The sequence below is a fragment of the Streptomyces sp. NPDC017095 genome (assembly GCF_044332325.1).
Classification (GTDB): Bacteria; Actinomycetota; Actinomycetes; order Streptomycetales; family Streptomycetaceae; genus Streptomyces.
In genome coordinates this window covers 324802-338833 of the sequence record NZ_JBIROU010000002.1, presented here as the reverse complement: position 1 = coordinate 338833, position 14032 = coordinate 324802, and the positions used below count along the sequence as shown (strand labels likewise).

General features: G+C 76.2%; 13 protein-coding genes and 1 pseudogene. 4 read left to right on the top strand and 10 right to left on the bottom strand.

Annotated features, from left to right (window positions below; translation table 11 throughout):
* The 4 genes from ACH4OA_RS04485 to ACH4OA_RS04470 form a co-directional block, all read right to left on the bottom strand.
* Positions 1-942 (bottom strand): sugar ABC transporter permease, encoded by a 942-nt coding sequence (locus tag ACH4OA_RS04485; protein WP_365878576.1) that lies wholly within the window; start codon positions 940-942, stop codon positions 1-3.
* The gene (locus tag ACH4OA_RS04480; RefSeq protein WP_397939840.1) at positions 939-2285 is read right to left on the bottom strand and encodes an ABC transporter substrate-binding protein; all 1347 of its coding nucleotides are present in this window, start codon (positions 2283-2285) and stop codon (positions 939-941) included. Before ACH4OA_RS04480 ends, ACH4OA_RS04485 begins: the two co-directional genes overlap by 4 nt.
* Before the next feature lie 52 nt (positions 2286-2337).
* Positions 2338-3549, bottom strand: coding sequence for an ROK family transcriptional regulator (locus tag ACH4OA_RS04475; RefSeq protein ID WP_365878580.1), 1212 nt, complete (start codon positions 3547-3549; stop codon positions 2338-2340).
* A 238-nt stretch (positions 3550-3787) separates the two neighbouring features.
* Positions 3788-4909 (bottom strand): mechanosensitive ion channel family protein, encoded by a 1122-nt coding sequence (locus ACH4OA_RS04470; protein WP_397939842.1) that lies wholly within the window; start codon positions 4907-4909, stop codon positions 3788-3790.
* Positions 4910-5211: 302 nt separating this feature from the next.
* On the opposite strand from ACH4OA_RS04470, the gene ACH4OA_RS04465 reads away from it, so the two are divergent.
* Positions 5212-5748, top strand: a complete 537-nt coding sequence (locus ACH4OA_RS04465; protein ID WP_171156258.1) for an HNH endonuclease — start codon at positions 5212-5214, stop codon at positions 5746-5748.
* 66 nt (positions 5749-5814) lie between these two features.
* On the opposite strand, the gene ACH4OA_RS04460 is transcribed toward ACH4OA_RS04465, so the two are convergent.
* The 6 genes and pseudogenes from ACH4OA_RS04460 to ACH4OA_RS04435 all read right to left on the bottom strand — a co-directional run bounded on the left by ACH4OA_RS04460 (position 5815) and on the right by ACH4OA_RS04435 (position 11040).
* The gene (locus tag ACH4OA_RS04460) at positions 5815-6426 is read right to left on the bottom strand and encodes a hypothetical protein (RefSeq protein ID WP_365878589.1); all 612 of its coding nucleotides are present in this window, start codon (positions 6424-6426) and stop codon (positions 5815-5817) included.
* Positions 6423-7751 (bottom strand): hypothetical protein, encoded by a 1329-nt coding sequence (locus tag ACH4OA_RS04455; protein WP_397967569.1) that lies wholly within the window; start codon positions 7749-7751, stop codon positions 6423-6425. The genes ACH4OA_RS04460 and ACH4OA_RS04455 overlap by 4 nt, the downstream gene beginning before the upstream one ends.
* On the bottom strand, positions 7748-8518 hold the full coding sequence (locus ACH4OA_RS04450) for an ABC transporter ATP-binding protein (protein ID WP_397939848.1): 771 nt from the start codon (positions 8516-8518) through the stop codon (positions 7748-7750). The genes ACH4OA_RS04455 and ACH4OA_RS04450 overlap by 4 nt, the downstream gene beginning before the upstream one ends.
* A gap of 354 nt (positions 8519-8872) precedes the next feature.
* Entirely contained in the window at positions 8873-9571 is a 699-nt protein-coding gene (locus tag ACH4OA_RS04445; RefSeq protein WP_397967862.1) for a zf-HC2 domain-containing protein, read from the bottom strand.
* A gap of 729 nt (positions 9572-10300) precedes the next feature.
* Positions 10301-10417: pseudogene (locus ACH4OA_RS04440) on the bottom strand (zf-HC2 domain-containing protein); the annotation flags it as partial.
* Positions 10414-11040: an RNA polymerase sigma factor gene (locus ACH4OA_RS04435; RefSeq protein ID WP_397967568.1), complete on the bottom strand. Its 627-nt coding sequence runs from the start codon at positions 11038-11040 to the stop codon at positions 10414-10416. The gene ACH4OA_RS04435 and the pseudogene ACH4OA_RS04440, both read right to left, overlap by 4 nt.
* A 137-nt stretch (positions 11041-11177) precedes the next feature.
* Between ACH4OA_RS04435 and ACH4OA_RS04430 the strand changes: the two genes are divergently transcribed.
* The 3 genes from ACH4OA_RS04430 (at position 11178) to ACH4OA_RS04420 (ending at position 13928) form a co-directional block, all read left to right on the top strand.
* Positions 11178-11423 (top strand): hypothetical protein, encoded by a 246-nt coding sequence (locus tag ACH4OA_RS04430; protein ID WP_365883787.1) that lies wholly within the window; start codon positions 11178-11180, stop codon positions 11421-11423.
* Positions 11424-13532, top strand: coding sequence for a 4-alpha-glucanotransferase (malQ, locus tag ACH4OA_RS04425; protein ID WP_397967566.1), 2109 nt, complete (start codon positions 11424-11426; stop codon positions 13530-13532).
* Positions 13533-13646: 114 nt separating this feature from the next.
* The gene (locus tag ACH4OA_RS04420; RefSeq protein ID WP_365883785.1) at positions 13647-13928 is read left to right on the top strand and encodes a hypothetical protein; all 282 of its coding nucleotides are present in this window, start codon (positions 13647-13649) and stop codon (positions 13926-13928) included.
* Positions 13929-14032: the final 104 nt, after the last annotated feature.

Below are 14032 nucleotides of genomic sequence, written 5' to 3'. Positions count from 1 at the left end.
TCAGTCACCTGCCTGGATCAGGCCGCCCCGGCGCCGCATCAGCAGCGCGGTGAACGCCATCGACAGGGCGAACAGCACCAGCGCCACCACGCACGCCGAGCCGTAGTCGAAGCGCTGGAAGCCGAGGTTGTAGACGAGCTGGGGAAGGGTCAGCGTGGACTTGTCGGGATAGCCGGGCTCGAACTGGGTGCCGGCGCCCTGGATCACCCCGGAGGCGACCTTTCCGGCCACCAGCGGCTGGGTGTAGTACTGCATGGTCTGGATCACGCCGGTGACCACCGCGAACAGCACGATGGGGGAGATGGTCGGCAGCGTCACGTACCGGAACCGCTGCCAGGCCGAGGCGCCGTCCAGCTGCGCCGCCTCGTACTGCTCGGCGGGCACGTCGAGCAGCGCGGCCATGAAGATCACCATCAGGTCGCCGACGCCCCACAGCGCCAGCAGGGTCAGCGCCGGCTTGGACCAGGCCGGGTCGCCGAACCAGCCCGGCGCCGGCAGACCGGCCCGCTCCAGCACGGAGTCGACCGGTCCCGTGCCGGGGTTGAGCAGGAACGCGAACGCCATGGTCGCCGCGACCGGCGGGGCCAGGTACGGCAGGTAGAACAGAGTGCGGAAGACGCCCGTGGCGGTCTTGATCTTCGTGATGAGCAGGCCGATACCGAGCCCGAAGGCCACCCGCAGCGTCACCATCACCACGACCAGCCACAGCGTGTTGCGCAGGGCGGGCCAGAACAGCGGGTAGTGCGAAAAGACGTACGTCCAGTTCGCCCCGCCGCTCCACTCGGGCGGCCGGAAACCGTCGTAGTGCATGAAGGAGAAGTAGACCGTGGACAGCAGCGGGTAGGCGAAGAACACCGCGAAGCCGACCAGCCACGGCGACATGAAGGCGAGCGTGCGCAAGGCCGCACGGCGGCGCTTGGCCGCCAGGGTGACGGCGCTCATCCGCGGGCCTGCGTGATGTCGGTGTCGATCTGCGCGGCCGCCTCGCGCAGCCCGGCGCGCAGGTCGGTGACCCTGCCGCTCTCGTAGTCGTAGCCGAGCTGCTGGACCGTCACCAGGTACACACCGCCGTTGACCGAGGCGGGTGCCGTGGTGGAGTACGGGTTGCGGGCGATGTCCAGGAACGTCTTGAACCGCGGGTCGTACGCCAGCTTCGGCGACTTCAGCGCCTCGAACGTGGAGGGCACGTTGTGGATGCCGTTGGCGAAGCCGACCACGGCGTCGGTGTCCGTGGTCATGTACTTCACCAGTTCCCAGGCCGCGTTCTGGTGGCGGCTGGTGGCGGCGATGCCGGCGATGGTGCCGGTGAGATAGCCCTTGCCGTACTGGCCGGCCTGGTCGTCCGGGACGGGCAGCGGGGCCACGCCTATCTCGAAGCCGGGCCGCGCCTCCTCGGCCATGCCGAGCCGCCACTCGCCGTCGAGCTGCATGGCGACCTGGCCGGTGTGGAAGGGGTGCCTGGGGCCCCACTCGTCGCCGAGGGTGGCCCGGAACCGCTCCAGCCTGCGGAAGCCGCCGAGTTCGTCCACCAGCTTCTTCTGGAGCGTGAAGGCCCGCACGAAGGCCGGGTCCCTGGCGACGTTCGACTTGCCGTCCCCGTCGAAGTACACCGGCGAGAACTGGGCGAGGTAGTGCTCGGTGGTGGACTCCCAGCCGTGGTAGTCCGGCATGAAACCGAGCTGCCGGTAGCCGTCTCCCTGACGTATCGTCAGCTTTTTGGCGTCCGCCGTGAATTCGGACCAGGTCCGCGGGGGGTGCGTGATGCCCGCCTTCGCGAACGCCGTCTTGTTGTAGTACAGCCCGTACGCGTCGCCGAGCAGCGGCACCGTGCAGCGCTCGCCGTCGTACCGGGTGTACTCGTTCATCGCCTTCGGGAAGGTCTTCGCGGGATCGATCCGGGACTTCTCGAAGAAGGGGTCCAGGTCCACCAGCGCGCCCGAGGAGCAGAACCGGCCCACGTTGTTGGTGGTGAACGACGAGATCACGTCCGGGGCCCGGTCGCCGCCGGCGCGCAGCGCCTGGTTGATCTTGTCGTCGGTCATGTTCCCGACGACGTTCACCTGGATGTTGGGGTGCGCCGCCTCGAACCCGGCGATCAGCGATGTGACGGCCTTCACCTCGTTCGGCGCGCTCCAGGCGTGCCAGAAGGTGATCGTCGCGTCCTTCGTCGGGTCGTCCGTGGCGCTCGGGGCCGGCCGGCCGGTACAGGCGGTGCTGAGGAGCACGCCGGCGACGGTCAGGGCGAAAGCCGCTTTCCGGACGGCTCTGGGGCGGGCGGTGGGCATGGCGAGGTCTCCCAGGGGCGGGGTCGCGGGGAAGGGGCGGGACGCGGAGCGCTCAGCGCGAGGTGTCGAAGACCTCGTCGCGGGTGGCGGCGAGCGCGCACTCCAGCGCGCCGCGCAGGACGGGGTGGTCGCGGACGTCGCCGACGGCCAGCCGGGGCCGGGCCGCGGCCAGCTCGGCCAGCTCGGCCTGGACGAGGGCGCGCAGCACCTCGCCGCCGGCGGTCAGGGCGGCGCCGCTGAGGACGACGAGTTCGGGGTCGAGGACGGAGACGAGCGAGGCGAGTCCGGTGGCCAGCCGGGTGGCGTAGGTCCCGAGCAGCTCCCGGTGCGGGCCTCCGGTGTGACCGGCGGCGCGGGCCACCAGCGCGGCTGCGGCTTCGGCGTGAGGGCCTGCCGGGATGTCGGATATGCCCAGCTCCCGGGCCAGCCTCGGCAGCGCCTGGGAGCCGGCCAGCTCCTGATAGCCGCCGCTGTTGGCCTTGGCGACCTGCCGGACCAGCGGTGCGCCCGGCACCGGCAGGAAACCGACCTCGCCGGCGCCGCCGGTCCAGCCGCGGTGCAGCCGGCCGCCGAGGACCAGGGCGGCGCCGAGGCCCTCCTCGTTCCACAGCAGCACGAAGTCCGTGTGGCCGCGGGCCGCGCCGAGCCGCTGTTCGGCGAGGGCGACGAGGTTGACGTCGTTCTCGTACTCCACCGGCATCGGCAGCGCCGCCGCGAGGTCGTCGAGCAGCGCCGGGGAGTGCCAGCCGGGCAGGTGGGAGGCGTAGCGCAGGCGCCCGGTGCCGGGATCGAAGGCGCCGGGAGTGCCGATGACCAGCCGGTGCACGTCGGACCGGGCGAGCCCGGCGGCCTTGACGGCGCCGTCGAGGGCGTCGGTCACCTGCCGTACGACCGGCTGGGCGGGCCGCCGGCCGGGGGTGGGCAGTTCGTACTCGCCGACCGTGCGGCCGGTGATGTCGGCGACGGCGGCCCGGATGCGGTGCGGGGCGACATCGAGCCCGGCGGCGTACGCGGCCGTGGGATCGAGCGCGTACAACTGGGCGCTGGGGCCCGGCCGGCCCTCGCTGGTGCCGGTGACCCGGACCAGACCGGCCGCTTCCAGCCGGGCCAGCAACTGGGAGGCGGTGGGCTTGGACAGACCGGTGAGCTTGCCGATCCGGGTCCGGGACAGCGGCCCGTGCTCCAGCAGCAGGTCCAGGGCGGCGCGGTCGTTCATGGCGCGCAGGACGCGCGGGGTGCCCGGCGTACCGGCGGTTCCTGCCATGGGGGTCGACACCTGCCTTTCCAGCCACCCAGCCTTTCAGTGACCCGGGCGGGGCGTCCAGTGCCGGTCACGGCCTGGGCCGGCGGTCGCGCCGCAGATCACTGTTAGGAAAGTTTCCTGTTCGGTGGGAGGAACGTAAGCCGCGGACGAAGGGGGCGTCAATAGACAACGGGCCCGCGCGACAGACTCGTTGTGCGCGCGGGACCGCTGCGGGTGGGCGCCTCGGCGGCGCGGGCCCTTACTTCGCCGGCGGGGCCGGGCGCTGGGTCACGATCGGGGACGCCGCGGCCGCCTGCGGCGACTCCGCGTCGGAGTACGCCGAGGGAGCCGCCACCACGGCCGCCGGGTCCGGGGCGTCCACGGCGTCCTCCACCGCGGTCGCGCCGCCCACGATGCGGATGCTCTCCGCGTCGAACGCCCGCTTGATCCGCCAGCGCAGCTCCCGCTCCACCGTCACCGACTTGCCCGGCATGGTCTTCGCCGACACCCGCACCACCATGGAGTCGATCAGCAGCGAGTCCAGGCCCAGCACCTCCACCCGGCCCCACAGCAGTTCGTTCCAGGGCTCTTCCTTGCTCATCTTCTCGGCGACCGCGTCCAGCGTGGCCTTGACCCGGTCCAGGTCCTCGCCGGCCCGGACGGTCACGTCGACCCCGGCCGTCGCCCAGCCCTGCGACAGGTTGCCGATCCGCTTCACCTCGCCGTTGCGGACGTACCAGATCTCGCCGCCGTCGCCGCGCAGCTTGGTCACGCGCAGACCGACCTCGATCACCTCGCCGGTGGCCACGCCCGCGTCGATCACGTCACCGACGCCGTACTGGTCCTCCAGGATCATGAACACCCCGGACAGGAAGTCCGTGACCAGGTTCCGCGCGCCGAAACCGATCGCGACACCCGCGACACCGGCCGACGCCAGCAGCGGCGCCAGGTTGATCTGGAAGGTGGACAGCACCATCAGCGCGGCCGTGCCGAGGATGAGGAAGCTGGCCACCGAGCGCAGCACCGAGCCGATCGCCGCCGAGCGCTGCCGCCGCCGCTCGGCGTTGACCAGCAGCCCGCCCAGCGCGGTGCCGTCCACGGCCTGCGCGGTACGGCCCATCCGGTCGATCAGCTTGGTGATCGCCCGCCGCACCATCGCCCGGAGCGCCACCGCCACGACCACGACCAGCAGGATCTGCAGCGCCATCGCCAGCCAGGTCGACCAGTTCTGCTCGATCCAGCTCGCCGCGTTCGTCGCGCTCTGCTGGGCGTCCTGGAGGGTCGGCACGGCCGGGGCCGTCGACTGCGACGGGGACGGCGACGGGGACACGCCGGCGGCCGCGAGGAAGGCGGGCAGGGACGACACGGCAGGTACCTCCATGGTGCTGCGCGGTCCGCACCGGCGGGCGGTCAAGGTCACGGAAAGGTCACCGGGCGGACAAGGACCACCACACTAACGGGGCATTGTGGGCGCCCCGCGCCGATCCGTACAGCGGGCGCACAGGAGAGACACGGCTCACGCGGGAGTGAACCGGGCGGCGTCCGGGGGATGAATCCGGTGTGGTCGAAAACACTCCCAGCCCGTTACCGGGACATGGTGGCGCCGCCACCAGGCATGAGGGGAGACTGACTGCGAATCGTCCCGGCGCGAGCCACGCGCCGCCGACGCCCAAGGAGGCACCCGTGCCGCATGTCCTGGTCCTCAACGCGTCGTACGAGCCGCTCGGCGTCGTACCGCTCCGCCGCGCGCTCATCCTCGTCCTGGAGAACAAGGCCGTCTCCCTGGAGGAATCCGGCGCCTATATGCACAGCGCCACCGTCACCCTCCCCGCACCCAGCGTGGTCCGGCTCAAGCGGTTCGTCCGGGTTCCGTACCGGGGACCCGTCCCGCTGACCCGCCGCGCGCTCTTCGCGCGCGACGGAGGCCGGTGCATGTACTGCGGTGGCGTCGCAACCAGCGTCGACCACGTCATCCCGCGCAGCCGCGGGGGCAAGCACGTCTGGGACAACGTGGTGGCGTCCTGCCGCCGCTGCAACCACGTCAAGGCCGACCGCCACCTCGTGGAGCTGGGCTGGCGGCTGCGGCACAAACCGGCCCCGCCCACGGGACTGGCCTGGCGCATCATCGGCACCGGGCACCGCGATCCGCGCTGGCTGCCGTATCTGCAGCCGTACGGCGCGGACGACGCCCTGGCCCGGATCGACGGCATCTCCGCCTAGATCCGGGCTCCTGTGTTCCCGCCCGCCGGCGGCGGGCGGGAAGGCCGGCACGCCCGCCCCCTCCGGTCAGGCGCGCGGCCCCTCCGGGCGGGCCCCGCGCGCCGCGTACCAGACCGCGCCCACGGCGAACGCCGTCCCGGCCGCCGCCCACGCGCCGGGCTGCGGACCCGGCTGCACCGGCCACGCCCACACGGTGGCCGCGCGGCCGTGCGCGGCGGCGGAGCCGGTGTAGACGGCGGAGACGTAGCCGAACGCGGGCAGCCAGCTCAGCCGGGCGCCCAGCAGGACGGCCGCCGCCGCGGTGATCCCGGTACAGCCCAGGGTGTTGCGGAGCACCGCGGGCGGCCCGAAGGTGTCGGCGTGACCGAGCACGGCCGGGGTCACCAGCAGCGCGGCCAGCGCGGTCAGGGCCGTGAGCTGGAGCAGACGGCGCGGCCACCACGGTCGTACGGCCGTGCGGTCCAGCTCGTCCGAGGCGCTGTACAGGCTCGTCCCGATCACCGCGGACGCCAGCAGCGGCGCGAGCGCGACGACCGGCACCCGGCGGTCGGGGTCGAGGCAGGCGTCCAGCCGGCCGGCCGCCCACACCGCGAAGGCGGCCGTGCCGGCGAGCGCGGCCAGGGTGAGCGGCAGCGCCCGGGAGCGGGCGTAGAGCAGGGGTCCGCGGGAGGGTGTCACAGTGCCGGCACCGCCCGCGCGTCGCAGGCCGCGCGGGCCGCGAAGTACGCCGACAGCCACCGCCGGCGCTGCTCCTCGTCCATCCCGGCCAGCCTGGCCCGGGCGGCGCGGCGCGCGCGCAGGTCCGCGCGCCGGGCCGCGCCGCCCCGGGCGTCGTCCGCGTCGAACGCCTGCTGCACCGGGCTCGGCGCGAGGTAGTGCTCCACCGCGTCGCCCGTCACCAGCTCCCCGGGGGTCGGCGCCGCCTCCGGACAGTCGACGCCCTCCAGCGCGGCGACGGCCTCCCACGCGAACTGCTCCGGATCGGTCAGCCGTCCCCGTACGGCCGCCCAGCCGACCGGCGTGATGCCCGGCAGCGGGACCTCGCCGGCGCGCACGGCGCCCTCGTGGTCCGCCCAGCGGGCCGGCAGGTTCCGTACGCCTTCCAGTTTGCCGGTGATCCCGGACAGGGCGTCGGTGACCTGCGGGAGCATCCCGGCGTACCGGGCGTTCACGCAGACCGCCGGGGCGGTGGAGGTGTCGCACACCTGGCGCCGGGTGAGCGGATCGGTGCGCCACAGGCCGTCCCCGGTCTGCGCGAGCAGGGCGCCCGCGGCCAGCGCGGCGGCCAGCGGCAGCAGGGCCGTCACCCGGCGCCGGGCCGCGTAGGCCAGCGCGGCGGCGACCGCCGCCCCGCCCGTCCACGCCGCCATCGCCGCCGGCTGCCACCACACCGGCAGCGTGCCGTGCGGGACCGCGGCGGCCGGGCTCAGGGCGTGGCCGGCGGCGGAACGGCCGGCCGTCACCAGCCCGAGCCCCACATAGCCGCCCACCGCCAGCAGCGGTGCCGCCAGCCGGGTGGCGACCACCCGCCCCGCCACGTGCCCGGCCAGCGCGGCCGCGGCCATGGCGGCCGTGTCGCCCGGCAGCAGCACCAGGTGCGGCCGGTCGCCCTGGGCGTACGGCCAGGTGGCGAGCAGCGCCGAGACCGCCGCGGCGAGATACCCGGCGGCCACCCACAGCGCCGTCGGCAGCGCCGCGGCCAGCAGGCGGGCCAGCTGCGGCCGCACGGCCGCCGCCCACAGCTCCGCGGTGCCGCGCCGCCGCTCCCGGCCGCCCTGCCAGCAGCCCGCCGCCACGGCGAGCGGCAGGGTGATCAGCATCGCGCTGTGCAGCTGGCCGGCGGTCTCCGCCCAGTCGCCCTGCCAGCGGTCCGCCTTCCCGCCCAGCGCCGTGCCGAGGATCACCAGCACCGCGGCCCCGGCCCAGGGCGCGAAGCCCCGCACCCACTCGGCCCGCAGCGGGTGCGCTCCGCGCCCGGCCGTCCCGGTGACCACCGTCGTCATGCCGCCCCCCGGACGCCCCGCGCGCGGTGCGCCCGCAGCGCCGCCGTGTACCCGCGCTCGATGGCATGGTCGCCCGGTCCGTCGGACGCCTCGCCGAGCAGGGTGAGCGCCCCGGGCGTGCCCTGGTAGGCGACCCGGCCGCCGTCCAGCAGGGTCACTTCCGTGCAGGCGGCGGCCACGTCCTCCACCAGGTGGGTGGAGACCACCACGGTCGCCGAGGCGCCCAGCTCGCGCAGCAGCTCCCGGAACTCCACCCGCTGCTCCGGGTCGAGCCCGGCGGTCGGCTCGTCCAGCAGCAGCACGGCGGGTTCGTTGACGACGGCCTGCGCGATGCCGACCCGGCGGACCATGCCGCCGGACAGCGTCCGCACCTTCGCGTCGATCCGGTCCGCGAGCCCCACGCGGGCCACCGCCCGCTCCACGGCCGCCGGCACCCGGGCGGCCGGCACCTCCTTCAGCCAGGCCACGTACGCGATGAACTCCCGCACCGTGAACCCCGGGTAGTAGCCGAACTCCTGCGGCAGATAGCCCAGCCGGCGCCGGATCCCGGCCAGGCCCCGATGGCTCGCGGCGTCCTCGCCGAGCAGCTCCACCCGGCCGGCGTCCGGCCGCGCCACCGTGGCCAGCACCCGGATCAGCGAGGTCTTCCCGGCCCCGTTCGGACCGAGCAGCCCGTGCACACCCGTGCCGAGCGTCAGATCGACCGAGTCGAGGGCGAGCGTCTTGCGGTGCCGCACCCTGAGGCCGGTCACACGGATGGAACTCATGTCTCTCCAGGAGAGGACGGGGGACCACGGCGGTCGTGGCCCGGGGGTCGGTCGGGGGAGGTCTGGAGGTGCGGTCTGGTGCGGGGGTCGGTCGGGGAGGTCAGGGGGTGCGGTCTGGTGCGGGGGTCGGTCGGGGGGCGTGGGTCGCAGGGAGCGCGCGGGGTGCCGGCCGTACGGAGCGTGCGGGCGCGCGGGCGTGCAAGGTCGCGCGGGCGTGCGGCAGGGCGCACGGGACCACGCGGGCATGCGGGCCGTACGGGGATCGCGCGGGCGTGCCGGTCGGGCCGGTCCGCGGCAGCCGGTCGGCGGCGGCCGGTCGACGGAGGCGGGTGCTACGGCAACCGGTCCGCGCGCCTACGGGCGCAGTGGCCGGTCGTACGCCGTGCGGCGGACCGTCAGCAGGGCGGCGCTCAGGACGGCCGCCGCCGCCCAGCCGCTCTGCGCGGGGACGCCGTCCAGGCAGCGGGAGAGCTGCCCGGCCAGCCGGGCGGTGGCCGCCCCGCCGGGCGCCACGGCCACCGGCGCCAGTACGGCGCACAGCCAGCCGCCGCCGGTCAGCGTGGCCGCCGCCCGGCAGCCGACGACGGAGGCGAGCGCCAGCGAGGCCAGCGCCAGTGCCAGTCCGGGCAGCAGCCAGGCCGCCGCGGCCGGGGCGCCCGAGGCGGGCAGCAGCAGCCCGGTGAGGGTCAGCAGCGGCAGGCTGACCGTGAGCACGGCGACCGTACGGGTGAGCGCGAGCCGCAGCCCGCCGCCCGGCGTGGCCGCGGCGACCTCGTGCAGCGGGTCGGCGTGCGGGCCGTAGGACACGGCCACCCCGGCGACGGGGAGCACGGGAGCGAGGGCGAGCAGCAGCGCCCGGGCGCCCGGGAACCCGGCGCCGTACGACAGGCCCAGCGCGGCCAGCGCGACGCCCAGCACGGCCGGCAGCCACGCCCCGCGCACGGCGGGCCCCGCCGCCCACAACAGCCGGGCGACCCGGACCGGCCCGGACCGCGGGACCGGCCCGGACGCGGTGCCCGCCCCCCGCTCCGCCGTCCGCGCGTGCGCGGACACCGGCTCCACCGCCCCGGCGGACGCGGCGACGGCCACCGGAACGGGCGCTCGCCCCGCCGCTCCCGCCCCGGCGGGCGTGGGTCCCAGCGCCCCGGCCGCCGGACCAGGCTCCCGCCCGGGAGCCCGTGCCCCGGCGGGCGTGGGTCCCAGCGCCCCGGCCGCCGGTGTGACGGCCGCCGGACCAGGCTCCCGCCCGGGAGCCCACGCCCCGGTGGACGCGGGCCCCAGCGCCCCGGCCACCGGTCCTGGCTCCCGCCTGGGAGCCCGCGCCCCGGCGGGCGTGGGTCCCAGCGCCCCGGCCGCCGGCGTGACGGCCACCGGACCAGGCTCCCGCCCGGAAGCCCACGCCCCGGCGGACGAGGACCCCAGCGCCCCGGCCACCGGACCCAGCTCCTGCCCGGAAGCCCGTGCCCCGGCGGGCGTGGGTCCCAGCGCCCCGGCCGCCGGCGTGACGGCCACCGGACCAGGCTCCTGCCCGGAAGCCCACGCCCCGGCGGACGCGGACCCAGCCGCCCGCACCCCCGTGCCCGCAGGCCCCGCCACCCCGGCCGAGCCACCGGACGTAGACCCCGCCACCCCGGCCCATCCACCGGTCGCAGGCCCCGCCACCCCGGCCCTCCCCGTGTCCGGCGTCGGGGCCAGGTTCAGGACCGCCTCCCGTACGCGGGCGAGCACCGGGCCCGCCGGGGTGGTGCGGACCGCGGCCGACAGCCGGGACGCGCAGGCCGCGCAGCCCTCCACGTGTTTCTCCAGGGACCACGCGTCCGCCTCCGGCAGGTCGCCGCGCGCGTAGCGGGCGGCCAGGTCGTCGCCGGCGTGCCAGGTCCGTCTGTCGCGGTGCGTCATGCCGTGCCTCCCAGCGGGGACGGGTGCAGCCGGTCGAGTGCCTCGCGCAGCTCCGCGCGGGCGCGGCGGGCCCGGGACTTGACCGTGCCCTCCGGGATGCCGAGGAGCCGGGCGGCCTCCCGGGTGCTCAGCCCGTCCACGACCGTCGCCCGCAGCACCTCGCGCAGCTCGGGCGAGATCCGGTCGAGCGCGGTGCCGACGTCGCCGTACTCCAGCCCGGCCAGCACCCGGTCCTCGGCGGACGGCGCCGCGGCCTGCTCCCACCGACCGGCGGCCCCGGGCTCCGGCAGCGGTTCCGCGCCCCGCGCGGCCCGCTCCTGCGCCCGCCGCGCGTCCACCAGCCGGCGCGCCGCGATCGTCCACAGCCAGCCGCCGGCCTCCTGCCCGCGGTGCCCGGCCGCCGACCGCCACACCGTGACGAACGTGTCCTGGAGCACCTCCCGCACCAGCTCCGGGTCGGGGCAGCGCCGGGTCAGCCGCGCGTGCAGCCAGCCGGCGTGCCGGTCGTACAGCGCGCCCATCGCCGTGGCGTCGCCGTCGGCGACCGCCCGGACCAGGGCCGCGTCGCCGCCGGGCCCGTCGTCCTTCTCCCGCTGGCCCCCCACGGGGCGGAACAGTCTCACACCCTCTCTATCGGTCACCGGGCCGGTGCCGGATCACCCGGCCGCGGGTTTTCCCGCGCGTGACCGTGGGCTCACGGGGTAGGCCTGCCGTGACCCGTCCGAAGCCGCAGCATCCGCAGCCCCCCAAGGAGGCCCCCGTGGCCGCACCGGTCCGACTCGCCGTCCCGGCCCCGTCCAAACCCGTGGCGGAGCCGTCCGCCGAGCCCCGCGAGGCGCCGCTGTCCGTGTTCAGCGCGGAGAGCGCCTGCGCCGAGGCGCCGCTGACCAGCGAGCCGCCGCTGCCCGACGCCGAGCCGCTGACCAGCGAGCCCCCGCTCGCCGATGCCGCCGCGCTGACCAGCGAGTCCGACCCGGTCCCGGACTCGTACGCGCCGGGGCTGTAGATGGCCGCGGCTCCCGACGAACCCGCAGGACTGCTGTCCGCGGACCTCGCCCGGCTCGCCGGCCTGCACGGGGTCGCCACCTCCTACCGCCCGGCCCCGGACCGCGCCGTCCAGGTCCCCGCCTCCGCCGTGACCGCCGCGCTCGCCGCGCTCGGCGTCGACGCCTCCGGCCCGGACGCCGTACGCGCCGCCCTCGCCGCCCGGGAACGGGAACTGCGCGAGCGGCTGCTGCCGCCGACGGTCGTGCGGTGGGCCGGCGCCGAACCGCCCGCCGCCCTCACCGGTCTGCCCGCCGGCACCCGGCTGCGGGTGCGGACGGAGGACGGCGAGGACCGGGAGACGGACGCGGACGCCGGCCTCCCGCCCGGCGTGCACCGGCTCACCGCGACCGCGCCCGACGGCCGTACCGGCGAGGCGTGGCTCGTCGTCGCGCCGGACCGGCTGCCCGCCCCGCCCGGCCGCTCCTACGGCCTCCTCGTCCAGCTGTACTCCCTGCTCTCCCGCCGTTCCTGGGGCATGGGCGACCTCGCGGACCTCGCCGAGCTGGCCGGCTGGGCCGGACGCACCGCCGGCGCCGGATTCGTGCAGGTCAACCCGTTGCACGCGGCCGTGCCCGGCACGCCCACCGACCCGTCCCCGTACCGCCCGTCCTCCCGCCGCTTCCCCGACCCCGTCCACCTGCGGGTCGAGGACGTCCCCGAGTCCGCCTACGTGGCGGACCGGGAGCGGCTGAGCGGACTGCTGGAGCGGGCCGCACGGCTGCGCGCCGCCGTGCTGGACAAGGGCGCCCTCATCGACCGGGACGCCGTGTGGGAACTGAAGCGGGAGGCCCTGGAACTGGTGCTCGCGGTCCCGTTGGGGCCCGGCCGGCAGGCCGCCTACGACGCCTTCCGCGCCGACCACGGCCAGGCCCTCGACGACCACGCCACCTGGTGCGCCCTGGCCGAGGTCCACGGTCCCGACTGGTACACCTGGCCGGCGGAACTGCGCGACCCGCGCTCGGCCGCCACGGCCCGCGCCCGCGCGGAACTCGCCGGCCGGGTCGACTTCCACGCCCGGCTGGCCTGGCTCACCGACGGCCAGCTCCGGGCCGCCCAGCGGGCCGCCCGCGAGGCCGGCATGCCGGTCGGGATCGTGCACGACCTCGCCGTCGGCGTGCACCCGGCCGGCGCCGACGCCTGGGCGCAGCAGGACGTGTTCGCCGCCGGCATGTCGATCGGCGCCCCGCCGGACGCCTTCAACGCGCGCGGCCAGGACTGGAGCCTGCCGCCGTGGCGCCCCGACCGGCTCGCCGCCACCGGGTACGCGCCCTACCGCGAGCTGCTGCGCGCCCTGTTCCGCTACGCCGGGGCGCTGCGCATCGACCACGTCATGGGCCTGTTCCGGCTCTGGTGGGTCCCCGAGGGCAGCCCGCCCACCGAGGGCACCTACGTCCGCTACGACGCCGACGCCATGCTCGCGGTCCTCGCCCTGGAGGCCGGCCGCGCCGGTGCGGTGGTGATCGGCGAGGACCTCGGCACCGTCGAGCCCGGGGTGCGCGAGACCCTCCAGCGGCGCGGGGTGTTCGGCACCTCCGTGCTCTGGTTCGAACGGGACTGGGAGGGCGACGGCCGTCCGCTGCCACCCGAGCGGTGGCGCGCCGACTGCCTGGCCACCGCCACCACCCACGACCTGCCGCCCACCGCCGCCCGGCTCACCGGCGACCACGTCGGGCTGCGCGACCGCCTCGGGCTGCTCACCCGGCCGGCCGCCGAGGAACGCGTCGAGGCGACCGCCGACGCGGCCGAGTGGCTGGCCCTGCTGGGCAGCCTCGGCCTGCTGGACAGCCCGGCGGCCGGGCCGCCCGGCTCCGACGAGGAGGAGGAGATCCGGGCCGTCCACCGCTTCCTGGCGCGCACCCCGGCCCGGCTGGTCGGCGTCTGGCTCCCGGACGGCGCGGGCGACCGCCGCCCGCAGAACCTGCCGGGCACATGGGACGAGTACCCGAACTGGCGGCTGCCGCTGGCGGACGGCGAGGGCAGGCCGGTACCCCTGGAGGACCTGCTGGCCTCACCCCGCCTGCGCGGTCTGCTGGACGTCCTGAAACAGCCCCCGCCACCCGCCGGCTGACGGCCCCGCCGGGCGCGCCGCGCGCCCGGCCCAGGGGCACCCGGAGCCGCCCGCGGGGGGTTCCTAAGGCACCCCGGGCGCGCGGCCCGAACCCCGGTTCGCTAACTTGAATGGGTGGACAAGAACAACGCCCTGCGCGCCGGCGCCCTGGCCGCCGGTACGACGCTGATGATGCTGCTCATGTCGTCCCCCGCGCTCGCGCTGGCCCGCGACGACGGTGACGACCCCGGCAAGGGCCTGAGCGTCATCCAGACGCTGGGCCTGTACGTGTTCCTCCCGGTGGTGCTGTTCCTGGTGATCGCCGGCCTGGTCATGGCGCTGGACAAGTCGCGGGCCAAGAAGGACACCACCTCGTCCAACATCGACGTCCGGCCCGACGCCCGGGCCAAGGCCTGACCGAGTCGTCGGCCTGTTCGCCGGGGGCGCCCGTCCTCCCGTCGGTACGCGCACGCGTACCCGGGTGAGACCGGCGCCCCCGGCGTTTTTCCGGTAGCCGCCCG